This window comes from Janthinobacterium amylolyticum, assembly GCF_051380655.1.
Lineage (GTDB): Bacteria > Pseudomonadota > Gammaproteobacteria > Burkholderiales > Burkholderiaceae_D > Janthinobacterium.
This window is the reverse complement of the sequence record NZ_JBNYXL010000016.1, coordinates 58,735-76,115: the sequence shown is the minus strand read 5'-3', so window position 1 is coordinate 76,115 and position 17,381 is coordinate 58,735. Positions and strand designations below refer to the sequence as shown.

Sequence of the window (17,381 nt, the reverse complement as noted above, 5' to 3'; positions counted from 1 at the left end):
TGTGCGACTCACTCAATGGCATCAGCCATTGCCTTAATTCAGCAGCCGCAAGACGTCGTTAAAGACGGCAAGCACCATCAAGGTCAGCAACAGACCGATCCCCAGACGCTGGGCAATCTCGCCTACGCGTTCCGGCACGGGGCGTCCGGTCAAAACTTCCAGCGAATAATACAGCAAATGCCCGCCATCCAGAACAGGAATGGGTAGCAAATTCATCACGCCAAGACTGATACTGATGAAGGCAATGAAGCTCAGGTAGCTCACCAGGCCGATGCGCGCCGTCTGGCCCGCATAGTCGGCGATGGTAATCGGCCCCGTCACATTCTTCAGCGACACCTGTCCGGTGATCATTTTGCCCAGCATTTTCAGGCTCATGACACTGGTATCCCAGACCTTGACGCTGGCCTTGCCGACGGCGGCGAACGGTCCCGATGCCACGGTGATCATATCCGGCACCTGTCCCAGCTTGGCCTGGATCTTACCAACTGTTACAGCTCCCTCCGCCCCCGCACCGGGCACGGCGTCGGGAGTGATCGGCAGGGTCAGGTCTTGCCCTTGACGCAACAGTTGCAATTGCAAGGTTTGCCCGGGCGCCCGGCTCAGGGTGTCGATGATGGCGGTCACGTCATGCACAGGCTTGCCGTCGATGGCGAGGATTTCATCGCCCTTTTGCAGCCCGGCGCGCTCGGCGGCACCACCGGGCAGGATTTCCATCATGGTGGGCGCCGAGCGGGCCAGGGTCAGGCCCAGCTTGCCCAGCACGTCGCCTTCGAGGTCCGTTTCCGTCAGGCTGGCCGTCGGCAGGATGGCTTCCTGCACGCCGCGGTCAGGGCGGCGCACTTCGATGCGCGCCGGCTGCTTGTCGAGCGCGGCCTGGATCAGCTCCCAGCGCAGGTCGGACCAGCTGCCCACGGCCTTGCCATTGACCGATTCGACCAGATCGTCACGCTGCAGGCCGGCCGTATAGGCGGCCGTCTGTTCGGCCACGGGGCCAAGCTTGCTCGATGGCTCTTCGATGCCGTACATGAACAGGCCTGCGTACAGCACGATGGCGACGAGGAAATTGGCCAGCGGGCCGGCAGCGACGATGGCGATGCGGCGCCACACGCTCTGGCGCGTGAATTCACGGCGCAGTTCGCTTTCCGGCAAGCCGCTGAGGTCTTGCGCGCGGCTGTCGAGCATGCTCACATAGCCGCCCAGCGGCAGCGCGGAAATGGCCCACTCCGTTTGATCCTTGCCCAGCTTGCGCGAATACACGACCTTGCCCATGCCGATGGAAAAACGCAGCACCTTCACGCCGCACCAGCGCGCCACCAGGTAGTGGCCCAGCTCGTGCAGGGTAATCAGCGAGCCCAGCGCAACGATAAACGCCAGCAAGGTGGTAATGAGCGTCATGCGGCCAGCCTGCCGGCGATATACGCCTGTGCCGCCACGCGGGCCAGGCGGTCCTGTTCCATCACGGCATCGATGCTGGAGGCGGCGCCATGCGCCACCGTCTCGATCACGTGGGCAATGACGGTGTCGATCTGGCGGAAGCCGATCTGTTCGTCGAGGAAGGCTTGCACGGCCACTTCATTGGCCGCGTTCAGCAGGGCCGGTGCCGTACCGCCCGCGCGCAAGGCGTCGAACGCCAGGGCCAGGCAAGGGAAACGGCGGAAATCGGGACGTTCGAACTGCAAGGTGGCTACTTGCGCCAGGTCAAGCTGCGCCACGCCGGAATCGATGCGCTGCGGATACGCCAGCGCGTGCGCGATGGGCGTGCGCATATCCGGATTGCCCAGCTGGGCCAGCACGGAGCCGTCGATGTACGAGACCATGGAATGGATCACGCTTTGCGGATGGATCAGCACTTCGATCCTGTCGGCAGGCGCGCCAAACAGCCAGTGCGCCTCGATCACTTCCAGGCCCTTGTTCATCATGGTGGCCGAATCGACGGAGATCTTGCGGCCCATGGCCCAGGTCGGATGCTTGCATGCCTGGTCAGGCGTGACCTTGTCGAGCGTCTCGACGTCGCGCGTCAGGAAGGGACCGCCGGACGCCGTCAGCACGATCTTTGCCACGCCCGAGGCTGCAGGCGCGCGGCCGTAGGCATGCGGCAGGCACTGGAAAATGGCGTTGTGTTCGCTGTCGATCGGCAGCAGCACGGCGCCGTTGTCGTGCACGGCATCGATGAACAGCTGGCCGGACATGACCAGCGCTTCCTTGTTGGCCAGCAAGACTTTCTTGCCGGCCCGGGCTGCGGCCAGGGTGGGTGCCAGGCCGGCGGCGCCGACGATGGCGGCCATCACGCCCGTCACCTGTGGCGCGCTGGCGATCGCGCACAAGGCCGCCTCGCCGTACTCGACTTCGGTGGACACGCCCTGCCCGCGCAGCAAGCGCGTCAGTTCAAGGGCCGCCTCGGCCGTGGCGACGACGGCGCGCTGGGGACGAAATTGCAGGCACTGGGCGGCCAGCTCGGCAACGCGGCTGTGGGCGCTCAGCGCGTAGACGCTGTACTGCTCCGGATGGCGCGCGAGCACGTCCAGGGTGGACACGCCGATCGAGCCGGTCGCGCCTAGGATGGTGATGTATTGCATGAACTAATTCCTTAAAGCCAGTTGGCCACCAGGGCGGCAAACGGCAAGACCGGGATCAAGGCGTCGATACGGTCGAGTACGCCGCCATGGCCAGGCAGCAGGTTGCTGCTGTCCTTGATGCCGGCGCGGCGTTTCAATTGCGATTCAAACAGGTCGCCCACGACGCTGGCGGCCACCACCAGCAGCAGGATCAGCAGGGCCACCAGCCAGCCGCGGTGCAGTTGCAGTTGCACGGCGAAGGTGTCCTGCAAGACGGGCAGCGATGGCGCGGCGAGAATCGTGATGGCGGAAATGACCAGCACGGCAATACCGCCGCCGATCGCGCCTTCCCACGACTTGCCTGGAGAAATGGTCGGCGCCAGCTTGCGCTTGCCGAAAGCCTTGCCCGAGAAATACGCGCCGATGTCGGCGATCCATACCAGCGCCATGACGGACAGCAGGTACAGGGGGCTATGCAGGAACAAGGAGATGATGGCAACGAAGCAGCCGACGATGGTGACCGGGTACACCAGGCTGAGCAAGGTGTTGCCCAGCCCTTCCATGGGCGGCAGGCCCGTCGCCAGCGAGGGCACGAAGCGGATCAGCCAGATGGCCACGCTCAGGGCGAACCAGAAATTGAGCTGCGCCATGCCGTTGCCGACAAAAAACGTATACGCGAAGGCGGCCGTCCAGACGGCCGCGATCACCAGCGCCTGGCGATTCTTGAAAAGGCGGAAGCTTTCCCACACGGCGGCGCCGAAGAACAGCGTGACGATCACGGCGAATGCGGGGAAATAATTGAGATACAGAACCGGCAGCAAGACCGCCAACAAGACCAGGGCGGTGATTATCCGTGTTTTCAGCATCAGTTTTTCTTTTCAGTTAGTTGCGCGCTGGTACGGCCAAAGCGCCGTTCGCGCTGCTGGTAAGACGCGATTGCCGCGTCGAGGCATTCTTCATTGAAGTCAGGCCAGAAAGTCTCGGTGAAAAACAACTCAGTGTACGCCAGTTGCCACAACAGGAAATTGGAAATGCGCTGTTCGCCGCCAGTGCGGATGAACAGGTCGGGTTCGGGCGCGTAGGCCATGGCCAGATGGGGCGCCAGTTGCTCTTCCGTATAAGCCTGGCCGGGCGCCTGGCCAGCGGCGATGGCTGCGGCCGTCATTTTATTGACTGCCTGCATGATGTCCCAGCGGCCGCCATAATTGGCGCAGATGGTCATCGTCAGGCGCGTGTTGCGCGCCGTCTTGCGTTCGGCATCGGCAATCAGCGTTTGCAACTGCTCATTGAAGCGCGACAAGTCGCCCACCACTTTCAGGCGGATGTCGTTGGCATGCATCTTCACCACTTCGCGTTCCAGCATGGTGACGAACAGACGCATCAGCATCGACACTTCTTCTTCGGGACGGCGCCAGTTTTCCGAACTGAAGGCAAACAGGGTCAGGTACTCGACGCCGCGCGTAAGGCAAGTCTCGACGATGCCGCGCACGGCGTCGGCGCCCTTGACGTGGCCAGCCACCCGGGGCAGGAAGCGCTTGGTTGCCCAGCGACCATTGCCATCCATAATGATTGCCACATGGCGCGGCACCGTGCCCACCTCGGGTACTGCCGTTGTCGAACTCGAATAGATCATGAAAACACTAATGCCAAAAATAAAAGATAGTTATTATGCGCCAAATAGCACTGCCCGGAAAAGCCATGCTTTCCCGGGCAGCGCAAAAGACTGAAGACTAGACCGTCAGCACTTCTTTTTCTTTGTCGACAACCATCTTGTCGATGTCGGCAATAAACTTGTCCGTCAGCTTCTGCACTTCTTCCGACGAGCGGCGCTCGTCGTCTTCGGAGCAGGCTTTTTCCTTGACCAGTTTCTTCAGCGATTCGTTCGCATCGCGGCGAATATTGCGCACGGCAATCTTCGCGTCTTCCGCTTCGCTTTTCACCAGCTTGACCATTTCCTTGCGGCGCTCTTCCGTCAGGGGCGGCGTCGGTACGCGGATCAGGTCGCCCTGTGCCGACGGGTTCAAGCCCAGGTCGGCGTCGCGGATGGCTTTTTCGACGGTCGAAGCCATCTTCTTTTCGTATGGCTGCACACCGATGGTGCGCGCATCGATCAGGGTCACGTTGGCCACCTGGGTCAGCGCCGTCGGCGAACCGTAGTAGTCGACCATCACGTGGTCCAGGATACCCGTATGGGCACGGCCGGTACGCACTTTGGCCAGGTCGGCGCGCAGTGTTTCCAGCGATTTCGTCATGCGTTCCTGGGCGTTTTTCTTAACGTCAGCTAAGGACATTACTGTACTCCTGTAGTGACGCCTGTCAAAAACCTGCTGCGCGTCGGTATTTGCGGCCTGCGATGCTCACCGTACCTTCGTACGGTTGCGCTTCTCAGCCACAACTCCCTTCCGCTCGCGACGGTTTTGCCAGGCGTTGTTAGTGATAAATTAATCTTGCAATTACATCCATATGACGCGCGGCTGGCGCCCGTCAAGAGTGCCGAAAACCGTTCAGGGCAAGGCGCCGCACCGAAGCCAGTACGCATGGTACTGGCAAGGTGGAGCGACGCAGCCATGGACGGTTTTTTGGTCCTCCTTATTTTTATACGTGGACCAGCGTGCCTTCGTCTTCACCCATGATGACACGCATCAAGGCGCCTGGTTTCGTAATCGAAAACACTTTGATTGGCAGTTTCTGGTCGCGGCACAGGGCGAATGCCGTGGCATCCATCACCTGCAGGTGCTTGGCGATGGCGTCGTCGAACGTGATGGTGTTGAACAGGGTGGCGTTCGGATCCTTCTTCGGATCGGCCGTGTAGACGCCGTCGACCTTGGTGGCCTTCAGGACGATCTCGGCGCTGATCTCGGAACCGCGCAGGGCAGCAGCCGTGTCGGTGGTGAAGAAGGGATTGCCGGTGCCGGCGGCGAAGACAACCACTTTGCCCTCTTCCAGGTATTGCAGGGCTTTCGGACGAACATACGGCTCGACAACTTGTTCGATGCCGATGGCCGACATGACGCGCGCCGTGATACCCACGTGGCGCATGGCATCGGCCAGGGCCAGTGCATTCATCACGGTGGCCAGCATGCCCATGTAGTCGGCGGTGGCACGGTCCATGCCTTGCGCGCCAGGCGCGACGCCGCGGAAGATATTGCCGCCACCAATCACGATTGCCAGTTCCACACCCAACTTCGCCACCTCGGCCACATCGGCCACCATGCGCTCGATCGTGGCGCGGTTGATGCCGTAGGGATCATCGCCCATCAGGGCTTCGCCGGACAACTTGAGGAGGACGCGCTTGTAGGCTGGTTTTGACATGAGCTGGGGCTCCATAAATGAGGTTATTCGAGTATGACATGGCGCAGCGCCTTGCAGCGCCGGATAGGCGGGAGGAAGCTGCCCATGCCGCCGCCCGGCACGACGGGTGCGGGCGGGCCAAAAAAACGGGCCTCTCGGCCCGCTTTACTTACGCTCCCTGGGAGGCAGCCATCTGTGCTGCGACTTCCGCTGCGAAGTCGTCTTGCTTCTTCTCAATGCCCTCGCCCACCACGTACATGGCGAAACCCTTGACGGTGGTGTTAGCCGCCTTCAGCATTTGCTCAACCGACAGCTTGTCGTTTTTCACGAAAGCTTGGTTCAGCAGGGAAACTTCTTTCAGGTACTTCTGTACGGAACCTTCCAGGCGCTTGGCCAGGATTTCCGGCGATTGCGCTGGCTTGCCTTCGGCGGCAGCTTTGGCTGCGTCTTCTTCAGCTTTCAGCTGAGCAACCGAACGCTCTTTTTCGATCAGTTCCGCTGGAACTTGTTCCGACGACAGCGACACTGGCTTCATTGCAGCGATGTGCATGGCCACGTCTTTGCCTACTTGCTCATCGGCGCCGTCGAATTCGACGATCACGCCAATGCGCGAACCGTGCAGGTACGAAGCCAGCTTGGCGCTGGTCTCGAAACGCTGGAAGCGGCGGATGGTCATGTTTTCGCCGATTTTGCCGATCAGGGCAGCGCGCACTTCTTCCAGGGTCTTGCCATCGAGTGGCAGGGCCAGCAGGGCAGCTACGTCAGCCGGGTTGTGTTCCGCTACCAGACGGGCAGCGTTGTTGGCCAGTGCCAGGAAATCGTCGTTTTTAGCAACGAAGTCGGTTTCCGAGTTCACTTCGACCAGGGCGCCTACGCCGTTGGCGATGTAGGTTGCCACTACGCCTTCAGCGGTGATGCGTGCCGATGCTTTCGATGCCTTGCCGCCCAGTTTGACGCGCAGGATCTCTTCCGCACGGGCCATGTCGCCATCGGCTTCGGTCAGTGCTTTTTTGCATTCCATCATTGGTGCGTCGGTTTTGCCGCGCAATTCGCCTACCATCGCTGCTGTAATCGCTGCCATGTGTTTCTCCTGATTCGGTGAGTCGATAGTCGCGGCACGGGCTTGCGCCTTGCCAGCGGTCGCTATCGTTTTTTTGTTAAAAAAAAGGGGGAGCTGCTGCCACCCCTTTTCCCTTACTGCTGTGCTTACAAACGGCTATCCTGCGATAGCCTGGCCATTAAGCCTGTTCGTTAACTTCGACGAATTCGTCACCAGCGGCTGCTTTAACCATTTCAACAACTTCGTTACCGGCAGCTGCACGGCCTTCGATGATTGCATCAGCAACACCGCGAGCGTACAACATGATGGCTTTCGAGGAGTCATCGTTACCTGGGATCACGAAGTTCACGCCTTCTGGGGAGTGGTTGGTATCGACAACGCCGATGACCGGGATACCCAGTTTAGCTGCTTCGGTGATCGCGCCTTTGTGGTAGCCGACGTCGACGACGAAGATTGCGTCAGGAACGCCGCCCATGTCCTTGATGCCGCCGATCGATTTTTGCAGCTTGATCATTTCGCGGGAGAACATCAGCGCTTCTTTTTTCGACAGCTTCTCGATCGAACCATCTTCGACCATCGCTTCCATGTCCTTCAGGCGCTTGATCGAGGTTTTGATCGTTTTGAAGTTGGTCAGCATACCGCCCAACCAACGTTGATCAACGAAAGGCACGCCAGCGCGTTGTGCTTCAGCAGCGATGATTTCGCGAGCTTGACGCTTGGTGCCAACCATCAGGATGGTGCCACGGTTTGCAGCCAGTTGACGCACGTGCTTCATTGCGTCCTGGTACATCGCCATGGTTTTTTCCAGGTTGATGATGTGGATCTTGTTGCGATGGCCGAAGATGAACGGTGCCATTTTTGGATTCCAAAAACGGGTTTGGTGACCAAAGTGGACACCGGCTTCCAGCATTTCGCGCATTGTTACGGACATTATTAACTCCAGGGTTGGGTCTGGAATCCGATCAGTCACCATACAGGCACCCTTGTCGACCGGATTCGCGTGTTTATATAAATTAAAGACACTGTTTTACTGCATTGCTTAAAAGAGAATTCAAGCAACCCGGGATTCTACACTGAAATGCCCATTGCATCAAGTGCGCGGCGCAAATCGCGCGCAGGGGGAAAGCGGCCGGCGCACCAGGCTGGTGCAAGGGGCGGCGGCGGCGCCTTTTCCCCCACAAATCGCCTCCCGGCCATAGGAAGGAGGCGGCGGATCGGGTGCGCCTCGTTTATAATTTCGACATATTTGCAGACTTTTCCGCCTTGCGCAGGATAAGTCTGTGCTTTTCAGCCGAACCTCTTGCAGATTGCGAACCATATCATGTCCACCATCCGTATCAATACCGCCGCCGACATCGAAGGCATGCGCGTTGCCGGCAAACTCGGCGCCGAAGTGCTCGACTACATCACCCCCTTCGTCAAGGTGGGCGTCACGACCGGTGAACTGGACCGCCTGTGCCACGAATACATGGTCAATGTGCAAGGCACCATCCCGGCCCCGCTGAACTATTGCCCGCCAGGCTACACGCCCTACCCGAAAGCCATCTGCACGTCCGTCAACGATGTCATCTGCCACGGCATTCCCGGCGACAAGGTCTTGAAGAGCGGCGACGCCGTCAACCTCGACATCACCGTCATCAAGGATGGCTACCACGGCGACAACAGCCGCATGTTCCTGGTCGGCACGCCCACCATCCTGGCCAAGCGCCTGTCGGAAATCACCTATGAATGCATGTGGCTGGGAATCGACCAGATCAAGCCGGGCGCCCACCTGGGCGATATTGGCCATGCCATCCAGCAACATGCCGAGAAAGCCGGCTACAGCGTGGTGCGCGAATTCTGCGGCCACGGCATCGGCAAGGTGTTCCATGAAGAACCGCAAGTGCTGCACTACGGCAAGCCAGGCACCCTGGAGCGCCTGGAAGCGGGCATGATTTTCACCGTGGAACCGATGATCAACTCGGGCCGCCGCGAAATCCGCGAAATGAACGACGGCTGGACCATCAAAACCAAGGACCGCAGCCTGTCGGCGCAATGGGAACACACGGTGCTGGTGACGGAAACGGGCTATGAAGTGCTGACCGTTTCGCCGGGCATGCCGCCGCCGCCGGCCATCATCGCCAAAAAAGCCTGATCACGCCTGATTGACCTAGCCTGACCCCACCCGACCCACCGCCACCCAGGGCCCAGATGAAAAAGCAAGTTCGGGAACAGCTGAAACAGCAACTGAAAGCCGACCGCCAGGTCGTCATCGCGGCCTTCCAGGCCGACGGCAAGCCTGAAAAACTGCTGCGCAGCCTGCGCCACAGCGTCGACGGCGTGCTGGCGCGCGCGTGGCAGGAAGCGGGCTTGCCGCCTGGCACTTCACTGGTGGGCGTCGGCGGTTATGGCCGCGGCGAACTGTTTCCCTATTCAGACGTCGACCTGCTGATCCTGCTGCAGCAATCGCCGGATGCGGCGACGCAGGAAAAGCTCGAGGAACTGGTGCAACTGCTGTGGGACCTGGGCCTGGAAATCGGCCACAGCATCCGCACCGTCGATGAGTGCTTGATCGAATCGAAAGCCGACATCACCGTGCAAACGAGCTTGCTCGAAGCGCGCCTGGTGTGCGGCAACGCGGAGCTGTTCGCGCAATTGCAGCAGCGCTACGATGCGGCCATGGATCCGCAGGCGTTTTTCCAGGCGAAAACGGCGGAAATGCGCCAGCGCCACGCCAAATATGAAGACACGGCCTTCAGCCTGGAACCCAATTGCAAGGAGAGCCCCGGCGGCCTGCGCGACTTGCAGGTGATTTTATGGGTGGCCAAGGCGGCCGGCCTGGCCAATTCCTGGCGCACGTTGGCCACGGGCGGCCTGATCACGCTGACGGAAGCGCGCCAGCTGATGGAAAAGGAGCGCGCTTTCAAGGATATCCGCGTGCGGCTGCACCTGCATGCGGGCCGGCGCGAAGACCGCCTGGTGTTCGACGTGCAGACGGCCATCGCCGAATCGCTGGGCCTGCAAGCGACGGGCAGCGGGCCGCACATGCGCCGCGCCAGCGAATTCCTGATGCAGCGTTATTACTGGGCCGCCAAGACGGTGACCCAGCTCAACACGATTCTGCTGCAAAACATCGAAGCGCGATTGTTTCCGCAAGACGATGTGGCCGTGCCCATCAACGAGCGCTTCAATGAAGTCAACAGCCTGATCGACATCAGCGCCGACGACACGTTCGAGCAATACCCGTCGGCCATGCTGGAAATTTTCGTGCTGATGACGGAACGCCCGGCCCTGAAGGGCATGACTTCGCGCGCCACGCGGGCCCTGTGGCACGAGCGTTTCAAGATCGACGCCGCCTTCCGCCAGGATCCCGCCAACCGCGCCCTCTTCCTGCGCATCATGCAGGCGCCCGTCGGCATCATCCACGCGCTGCGGCGCATGAATGAAATGAGCATCCTGGGACGCTATCTGCCGAATTTCCGCCGCATCGTGGGCCAGATGCAGCACGACCTGTTCCACGTGTACACGGTTGACCAGCATATCCTGATGGTGGTGCGCAATATGCGCCGTTTCACCATGAGCGAGCATGCGCACGAATACCCGTTCTGCAGCCAGCTGATGGCCGATTTCTCGCAATCGTGGCTGCTGTACGTGGCGGCCCTGTTCCACGATATCGCCAAGGGCCGCGGCGGCGACCATTCCAAGCTGGGCGTGGCCGACGCCACCCAGTTCTGCCAGGACCATGGCCTGTCGGCCGAGGATACGGAACTCATCGCCTTCCTGGTGGAAAACCATCTGACCATGTCGCAGGTGGCGCAGAAGCAGGATCTGTCCGATCCCGACGTCATCGCCGCTTTTGCGAAAGTGGTCAAGGACGAGCGCCACCTGACGGGCCTGTACCTGCTGACGGTGGCCGACATCCGCGGCACCAGCCCGAAAGTGTGGAATGCGTGGAAAGGCAAGCTGCTGGAAGACCTGTACAAGGTCACCCTGCGCGTTCTCGGTGGCGAACCGCACACGGCCGACCGCGAGCTGAAGAACCGCCAGCAGGAAGCGCTGGCCACCCTGCGCCTGTACGGCTTGCCGCCGGACGCGCATGTCAAGCTGTGGCAGCAGCTGGACGTGGCGTATTTCCTGCGCCACGACGCCTCCGACATCGCCTGGCAGACGCGCTCGCTGTATGACAAGCTCGACAGCAAGTTGCCGGTGGTAAAATGCCGGCTGGCGCCCATTGGCGAAGGCTTGCAGGTGGCCGTCTACGTGCCCGACCAGCCCGACCTGTTCGCGCGCATCTGCAGCTATTTCGACCGCAAGAACTTCAGCATCCTCGACGCGAAGATCCACACCACGAAGAACGGCTATGCGCTCGACACCTTCCTGGTCACGGAACAGAACTTCGCCAAGAGCTACCGCGACATCATCAGCCTGATCGAGCATGAACTGGGCGAACTGCTGCTGTCGCAGGCGCCGCTGCCGCCGCCGGGCAAGGGCCGGCTGTCGCGTCTGTCGCGCACCTTCCCCTTCCAGCCGACGGTCGACTTGCGGCCAGACGAAAGGGGCCAGTACTACCTGCTGTCGGTGGCCGCCAACGACCGCACGGGCTTGCTGTACTCGATCGCCAATGTGCTGACCAAGTACCGCATCAACCTGCATACGGCCAAGATCATGACCCTGGGCGAGCGGGTCGAAGACGTCTTCCTTGTCGATGGCCCCGCGCTCAACAATGCCCGCAACCAGATATTGCTGGAAACCGACTTACTCGATGCGCTGAAGGTGTAAATGCCGCCAGCGCAGCGTCCACTCTTATTGATTTAGTGAAACACAGACCATGACCGAAGAATTATTACGCTTGTCCAAACGCATGTCCGAACTGGGCCTGTGCTCGCGCCGCGAAGCCGATGAATGGATCGCGCGCGGCTGGGTCCGCGTAGATGGCAAAGTGGTATCCGAACTGGGCAGCAAGGTCTACCCCAGCCAGCGCGTCACCGTGGAGCGCCAGGCGGCGGCCGAGCAGTCAAAGCGGGTCACCGTCCTGATCAACAAACCCGTCGGCTATGTCAGCGGCCAGGCCGAAGATGGCTACACGCCCGCCGTGGCCCTGATCAAGGCGGAAAACCGCTGGGCGGAAGACCGCAGCCCGGAACAGTTTCATCCGACCCAGCTGCGCAGCCTGGTGGCGGCCGGTCGCCTGGACATCGATTCCGTCGGCTTGCTGGTGCTGACGCAGGATGGCCGCGTGGCCAAGCAGCTGATCGGCCACGATACCGATATCGACAAGGAATACCTGGTGCGCGTCAGCTACACCAAGGGCGGCACCCTGCCCGACAGCGAGCTGAAAAAGCTCAACCACGGCCTGTGGCTCGATGGCAAGCCATTGCTGCCGGCCAAAGTGCGCTGGCAGAATGAAGACCAGCTGAGCTTTACCCTGCGCGAAGGCAAGAAGCGCCAGATCCGCCGCATGTGCGAAGCCGTGGGCTTGAAGGTGCTGGGCTTGAAACGCGTGCGCATCGGCAAGGTCAAGCTGGGCGACCTGCCGACGGGCCAATGGCGCTACCTGAGCGCGGACGAGCAGTTTTAAGCACGCAGATCAAGGCGGCATGCCCTGCGGCATGCCAGACTGCACAAGAAGAAACAGGAATATAGTGCAATAAATATCATTATTGTGATTTGCTTAGCAAATATTGCCGTGAACCTATACACTATTCCCCATTAGAACAGAAGAGATACGCCGTCGTGAACGATCCCATCCCCAATCCCCTGCGCAAGGGCGCGCCCAGCCTGGCCGACGTGGCCGAGCCGATGGCGCCCGGCACCAAGCCGCACCACATGAGCGATCCGTGGGATATCGGCGAAACACTGTGCAGCCTGGCAGACAACGGTGACGCCATCTCCATCTACCCCAGCGGTGGCGAAGAGGTCATCATGGCGCGCATTCTGTCGGTCGATGACGACCTGCCGCAATTCGTGCTGGAGCTCAATGAAGGTGCCACCCTGCCGCCGGGCGGCGCCACCTTCGTGTCCTGGGTGCAAAGCGCCAAGCTGCAATTCACCATCAATGGCGAATGGGAAGCCTATCCCGAGCGGCCCAACGTCTACCTGACGAACTTCCCCAGCCACTGCCTGGTGCTCGAGCGGCGCGAATCGACGCGCTTGGAAACGCCGCTGGGCGTGTACTACCTGGCCGCGTTCGTGCTGGAAGGCCGTCCCTACGAATTGCAGCTGTATGACTTTTCCGCCGGCGGCATCGGCATGCGCGCCCATCCACGCGATACGGTGGGCCTGTACGTGGGCCGCAAGCTGTCGCGCGTGCGCCTGGAACTGGGACCGGACAAGGTCATGATCGCCGACCTGGAAATCCGTTTGTCGCGCACCTTCCGCTCCTTCCTGCTGGGCGAACAGGTGCAGATCGGCTGCCGCTTCCTGAACCTGTCGGTAGCCATGCAGGATGAATTGAAAATGCTGCTCGACAATATGGGCAGCAGCCGCAAGGTACGCTGAGTTTCTCGCTTGCCCATAAAAAATGGCCGCCCAGCTCAAGCTGCGCGGCCATTTTATGTTCGACAGTCACACGTATGAGGCACCTGAAAAACGTTCAGGGCAAGGCGTATTGCCGAAGACAGTACGGAATAGTACGGCGAGGCAATGCAACGCAACGCAGCCTTGGGCGTTTTCTCAGGGGCCGATCAATCGTCGTCGTTCGGATCCAGGTCCGGGAACATGACCTCGGTATAACCGAACTGCGTAAAGTCGACAATCCGCATCGGATACAGAATGCCGTGCAGATGATCGACCTCATGCTGCACCACTCTTGCATGAAAGCCGTCGCAGTCGCGGCTGATGGGCTGGCCGAACTGGTCGAACCCTTCATAGTGCAGCTCGCTCCAGCGCGGCACGCTGCCGCGCAGGCCGGGCACGGACAGGCAGCCCTCGAAACCCTCTTCCTTGCGTTCCGACAAGGGCGTCAGGACCGGATTGATCAGCACGGTTTCCGGCACTTGCGGCGCGTCAGGGTAGCGCGCATTCTGCTTGAAGCCGTAGATCACCACCTGCAGGTTGACGCCGATCTGCGGCGCGGCCAGGCCGGCGCCATTGGCGGCATGCATGGTGTCGAACATGTCGGCGATCAGCGCGTGCAATTCGGGCGTATTGAATTCGCGCACGGGCTCGGCCATCCGCAGCAAGCGCGGATCACCCATCCTCAGAATCTCGCGTACCGTCATTTGGCGTCCAGTGTCGATTGCAGCTGTTGCAGATAATTGCGGAAAGCGGCACCCGTTTCCGCATGCTTCATGCCCATCGCCGTGGTCGCCTTAAGGTAGCCGAGCTTGGAGCCGCAGTCATAGCGCTGGCCCTTGTAGCGGTAGGCCAGCACGCGCTCCTCGCGCATCAGGGCGGCAATGCCGTCCGTCAGCTGGATTTCGCCACCGGCGCCCGTGCCGATTTTTTCCAGGTGCTCGAAGATGCGGCTGGTCAGCACATAGCGTCCGACCACGGCCAGGGTCGACGGCGCCTCTTCCGGGGCAGGTTTTTCCACGATGGCCGACACCAGTTCCAGGTCAGGCTGATAATGCTGGGCGCTGACGATGCCGTACTGCTTGGTCTCCGCGCGCGGCACATCCTGCACCGCCAGCAAGGAACAGTTTTCATACTGGTATACATCGGCCATCTGCGCCAGCACCGGACGCACGCCCTCTTCCACATCCATGAAATCGTCGGCCAGCAGCACGGCAAACGGCTCGTCGCCGATCACGGGACGGGCGCATAGCACGGCATGGCCCAGGCCCAGCGGCGCCGACTGGCGGATGTAGATGCAATTGATGTGCTTGGGAATGACGTTTTGCACCATCTCCAGCAACTGGCGCTTGCCTGCCGCTTCCAGTTCTGTTTCCAGTTCGTAGGCCGTATCGAAATGGTCTTCGATGGCGCGCTTGTTGCGGCCCGTGATGAAGATCATTTCCGTGATGCCCGCCGCCACCGCCTCTTCCACCGCATACTGGATCAAGGGTTTGTCGACGATGGGCAGCATTTCCTTCGGTTGCGCTTTGGTGGCGGGCAAGAAACGGCTGCCCAGGCCCGCGACGGGGAAAACTGCTTTTCGGATTTTTTTCATGGATCTATCTACAAAATATTGAATAAATACCGCTATTGCTGTGCCAGTAACGCCAGCATGGCCGCCTCGTCCAGCACGGGCACGCCCAGCTCCTGGGCCTTGGCCAGCTTGCTGCCTGCGTCGGCGCCAGCCACGACATAGCTGGTTTTCTTCGACACGGAACCGCTGACCTTGCCGCCAGCCGCCTCGATCAGCGCGGCCGCGTCATCGCGGCCCATGGTGGGCAAGGTGCCCGTCAAGACGAACGTCTTGCCGTCCAGCTTGCCGCCGGAAGCTGGCATTTCAGGCAATTGTGACAGTAATTCATTTCTGAGGGCGTCCAATTGACCAAGCAGCTTGACATTGTCGTCAACAGACAGCCATTGCGCCAGCGACTCGGCCACGGCAGCGGGCAAGCCCGCATGGAAGCTGGCACCCTGCGCCGCCAGGCTGGCAAGGGTGACGCCCCGCTCCACCAGCTGCTTGCTGCGCGGCTCGGTCAGCTTGGGAATGCCCAGCGCGGCCAGCAGCTTGGTTTGCTCCAGCTGCGTGCGCAGCTTGGCGCTGGGCGCATGTTCGCCTTGCGGCGCGACCCCGGCGTCCAGCAATGCCTGCAGCGCCTGCTGGTTTTTTTCTTCCGCAAAGAAGTCGGCGATGGACTCGGCCACCGTGCCGCCGATATCGGGCAGCACGCGCAGCAGGGCCGCCGGCGCGCGGCGCACATATTCCAGGCTGCCCAGCCACTCGGCCAGGGTCTTCGCCGTCGATTCACCCACGTGGCGGATGCCCAGCGCAAACAGGAAACGCTCAAGCGGCGGCCGCTTGCTTGCTTCGATGCCAGCCAGCAGGTTTTCCGCCCACTTCGTGGGAATCTTGCCTTGTTGCACTGTCTCAGGCGTGGAGCCATCGCGCTCATCGGCGCGTACCTTCATTTCCAGCAGCTTGTCCAGGGTCAGGCTGTACAGATCGGCCAGGCCATGCACGTATTCCAGTTCGACCAGGGTATCGATATAACGTTCACCCAGGCCTTCGATATCCATCATGCGCCGGCCAGCGAAGTGGCGGAACGCCTCCTTGCGCTGCGCCGAACAGAACAGGCCGCCCGAGCAGCGGGCGATCGCCTCGCCCTCTTCGCGCACCACGTGCGAGCCGCACACGGGGCATGCTTCCAGCATCTTGAACGGCGGCGGCGCCGGGTCTGGACGTTTCTCCAGCACCACGGCGAGCACTTCCGGAATGACATCGCCAGCGCGCCGCACAATGACGGTATCGCCCACGCGCACATCCTTGCGCAGCACTTCGTCTTCATTGTGCAAGGTGGCATTGGTGACCGTCACGCCGCCCACGGAAACGGGCGCCAGGCGCGCCACTGGCGTCATGGCGCCCGTGCGGCCAACCTGGATATCGATGCCCAGCACCTGCGTCAGCGCTTCTTCGGCGGGAAACTTGTGCGCCAGCGCAAAACGCGGCGCGCGCGAGACAAAGCCCAGTTCCTGCTGGTCTTCCGTGGCGTTGACCTTGTAGACCACGCCGTCGATTTCGTACGGCAAGGCGGGACGCCGGGCGCCGATGTCGGCGTAGTAATCGAGCAAGCCCTGCGCACCTTGCACCACCTTGCGCTCTTTCGATACGGGGATGCCGAGCAGTTCGTACCAGTCCAGCAAGGCCGAATGCGACGCGGGCATGGCGGCGCCATCGAGGGCGCCGATGCCGTACGCATAGAAACGCAGCTTGCGCTGGGCCGTGATGCGCGAATCGAGCTGGCGCAGGCTGCCGGCCGCCGCGTTGCGGGGATTGGCGAATTCCTTCTGCCCGGCCTCGCGCTGGCGTTCGTTCAGGCGGGCAAAATCGGCCTTGAACATCATGACTTCGCCGCGCACGTCGAGCAGCGCCGGCACGGTCTTGCCATGCAGGCGCAGCGGGATGCCGGAAATGGTGCGGATATTCGCCGTCACGTCTTCGCCCGTGGCGCCATCGCCGCGCGTTGCCGCTTGCACGAACAGGCCGTTCTCATAGCGCAGGTTGATGGCCAGGCCGTCGAATTTCACTTCGGCCGCATAGGCGACGTCCTGTCCGTCGAGGCCCAGGCCTTCGCGCACGCGGCGGTCGAAATTGACGATGTCGTCGTCGCTAAAACCATTGTTCAGCGACAGCATCGGCACCGTGTGCGTGACTTGCTCGAATTGCGGCAGAGGCGCCGCGCCCACGCGCAAGGTGGGCGTATCCGGCTGCAGCAGCTCCGGATGGGCAGCTTCCAGCGCCTGCAGTTCGATAAACAGCTTGTCGTACTCGGCGTCAGGAATGGTGGGATTGTCAAGCACGTGGTAGGCGTGCAGATGCCGGTTGAGTTCGGCAGTGAGTGCCAGGACCCGCGCTGCGGCGTCCTGGTTGGTCAGATCAGTCATTG

The 17,381-nt window shown here is 61.2% G+C and carries 15 protein-coding genes; 4 read left to right on the top strand and 11 right to left on the bottom strand.

Features of this window, described 5'->3' with window-relative positions:
• Positions 1–33: 33 nt before the first annotated feature.
• The 8 genes from rseP to rpsB all read right to left on the bottom strand — a co-directional run bounded on the left by rseP (position 34) and on the right by rpsB (position 7,837).
• Positions 34–1,395, bottom strand: coding sequence for an RIP metalloprotease RseP (rseP, locus tag ACQ4WR_RS26700; RefSeq protein WP_436491013.1), 1,362 nt, complete (start codon positions 1,393–1,395; stop codon positions 34–36).
• Positions 1,392–2,576 carry a 1-deoxy-D-xylulose-5-phosphate reductoisomerase gene (gene ispC / locus ACQ4WR_RS26695; protein WP_436491011.1) on the bottom strand — a complete coding sequence of 395 codons (1,185 nt, stop codon included), beginning with the start codon at positions 2,574–2,576 and terminating at the stop codon, positions 1,392–1,394. The genes rseP and ispC overlap by 4 nt, the downstream gene beginning before the upstream one ends.
• A gap of 11 nt (positions 2,577–2,587) precedes the next feature.
• A complete protein-coding gene (locus ACQ4WR_RS26690) occupies positions 2,588–3,421 on the bottom strand; it encodes a phosphatidate cytidylyltransferase (RefSeq protein ID WP_436491009.1) in 834 nt (277 codons plus the stop codon).
• Positions 3,421–4,188 carry a polyprenyl diphosphate synthase gene (gene uppS / locus ACQ4WR_RS26685; RefSeq protein WP_102293852.1) on the bottom strand — a complete coding sequence of 256 codons (768 nt, stop codon included), beginning with the start codon at positions 4,186–4,188 and terminating at the stop codon, positions 3,421–3,423. Before uppS ends, ACQ4WR_RS26690 begins: the two co-directional genes overlap by 1 nt.
• 97 nt (positions 4,189–4,285) lie before the next feature.
• Entirely contained in the window at positions 4,286–4,846 is a 561-nt protein-coding gene (gene frr, locus ACQ4WR_RS26680; RefSeq protein WP_092802600.1) for a ribosome recycling factor, read from the bottom strand.
• A gap of 304 nt (positions 4,847–5,150) precedes the next feature.
• Positions 5,151–5,867, bottom strand: coding sequence for a UMP kinase (gene pyrH, locus ACQ4WR_RS26675; RefSeq protein ID WP_092715775.1), 717 nt, complete (start codon positions 5,865–5,867; stop codon positions 5,151–5,153).
• Between the two features lie 148 nt (positions 5,868–6,015).
• A complete protein-coding gene (gene tsf, locus ACQ4WR_RS26670) occupies positions 6,016–6,927 on the bottom strand; it encodes a translation elongation factor Ts (protein WP_436491007.1) in 912 nt (303 codons plus the stop codon).
• 157 nt (positions 6,928–7,084) lie between these two features.
• On the bottom strand, positions 7,085–7,837 hold the full coding sequence (gene rpsB / locus ACQ4WR_RS26665; protein ID WP_086145236.1) for a 30S ribosomal protein S2: 753 nt from the start codon (positions 7,835–7,837) through the stop codon (positions 7,085–7,087).
• A gap of 390 nt (positions 7,838–8,227) precedes the next feature.
• Between rpsB and map the strand changes: the two genes are divergently transcribed.
• From map to ACQ4WR_RS26645, 4 genes are all read left to right on the top strand, one after another.
• Entirely contained in the window at positions 8,228–9,040 is an 813-nt protein-coding gene (gene map / locus ACQ4WR_RS26660; RefSeq protein ID WP_102293886.1) for a type I methionyl aminopeptidase, read from the top strand.
• Positions 9,041–9,096: 56 nt separating this feature from the next.
• Entirely contained in the window at positions 9,097–11,664 is a 2,568-nt protein-coding gene (locus ACQ4WR_RS26655) for a [protein-PII] uridylyltransferase (RefSeq protein ID WP_436491005.1), read from the top strand.
• A gap of 49 nt (positions 11,665–11,713) precedes the next feature.
• Positions 11,714–12,463 (top strand): pseudouridine synthase, encoded by a 750-nt coding sequence (locus ACQ4WR_RS26650; RefSeq protein WP_034752263.1) that lies wholly within the window; start codon positions 11,714–11,716, stop codon positions 12,461–12,463.
• 155 nt (positions 12,464–12,618) lie between these two features.
• Positions 12,619–13,383, top strand: coding sequence for a flagellar brake protein (locus tag ACQ4WR_RS26645; protein WP_102293855.1), 765 nt, complete (start codon positions 12,619–12,621; stop codon positions 13,381–13,383).
• A gap of 185 nt (positions 13,384–13,568) precedes the next feature.
• Here ACQ4WR_RS26645 and def read toward each other — a convergent pair whose 3' ends face one another.
• From def to ligA, 3 genes are read right to left on the bottom strand one after another with little or no spacing between them, the layout of a single operon-like run.
• Positions 13,569–14,105, bottom strand: coding sequence for a peptide deformylase (gene def / locus ACQ4WR_RS26640; protein ID WP_436491003.1), 537 nt, complete (start codon positions 14,103–14,105; stop codon positions 13,569–13,571).
• Positions 14,102–14,995, bottom strand: a complete 894-nt coding sequence (galU, locus tag ACQ4WR_RS26635) for a UTP--glucose-1-phosphate uridylyltransferase GalU (RefSeq protein ID WP_436491001.1) — start codon at positions 14,993–14,995, stop codon at positions 14,102–14,104. Before galU ends, def begins: the two co-directional genes overlap by 4 nt.
• A gap of 32 nt (positions 14,996–15,027) precedes the next feature.
• Positions 15,028–17,379 carry an NAD-dependent DNA ligase LigA gene (gene ligA, locus ACQ4WR_RS26630; RefSeq protein ID WP_436490999.1) on the bottom strand — a complete coding sequence of 784 codons (2,352 nt, stop codon included), beginning with the start codon at positions 17,377–17,379 and terminating at the stop codon, positions 15,028–15,030.
• Positions 17,380–17,381 lie beyond the last annotated feature (2 nt).

Coding starts and splice junctions, on each gene's coding strand:
- frr (WP_092802600.1), bottom strand. CDS start 4,846: ATGTCCTTAGCTGACGTTAAGAAAAACGCCCAGGAACGCATGACGAAA.
- uppS (WP_102293852.1), bottom strand. CDS start 4,188: ATGATCTATTCGAGTTCGACAACGGCAGTACCCGAGGTGGGCACGGTG.
- ACQ4WR_RS26655 (WP_436491005.1), top strand. CDS start 9,097: ATGAAAAAGCAAGTTCGGGAACAGCTGAAACAGCAACTGAAAGCCGAC.
- map (WP_102293886.1), top strand. CDS start 8,228: ATGTCCACCATCCGTATCAATACCGCCGCCGACATCGAAGGCATGCGC.
- def (WP_436491003.1), bottom strand. CDS start 14,105: ATGACGGTACGCGAGATTCTGAGGATGGGTGATCCGCGCTTGCTGCGG.
- rpsB (WP_086145236.1), bottom strand. CDS start 7,837: ATGTCCGTAACAATGCGCGAAATGCTGGAAGCCGGTGTCCACTTTGGT.
- pyrH (WP_092715775.1), bottom strand. CDS start 5,867: ATGTCAAAACCAGCCTACAAGCGCGTCCTCCTCAAGTTGTCCGGCGAA.
- ispC (WP_436491011.1), bottom strand. CDS start 2,576: ATGCAATACATCACCATCCTAGGCGCGACCGGCTCGATCGGCGTGTCC.
- ACQ4WR_RS26690 (WP_436491009.1), bottom strand. CDS start 3,421: ATGCTGAAAACACGGATAATCACCGCCCTGGTCTTGTTGGCGGTCTTG.
- galU (WP_436491001.1), bottom strand. CDS start 14,995: ATGAAAAAAATCCGAAAAGCAGTTTTCCCCGTCGCGGGCCTGGGCAGC.
- ligA (WP_436490999.1), bottom strand. CDS start 17,379: ATGACTGATCTGACCAACCAGGACGCCGCAGCGCGGGTCCTGGCACTC.
- ACQ4WR_RS26650 (WP_034752263.1), top strand. CDS start 11,714: ATGACCGAAGAATTATTACGCTTGTCCAAACGCATGTCCGAACTGGGC.
- tsf (WP_436491007.1), bottom strand. CDS start 6,927: ATGGCAGCGATTACAGCAGCGATGGTAGGCGAATTGCGCGGCAAAACC.
- rseP (WP_436491013.1), bottom strand. CDS start 1,395: ATGACGCTCATTACCACCTTGCTGGCGTTTATCGTTGCGCTGGGCTCG.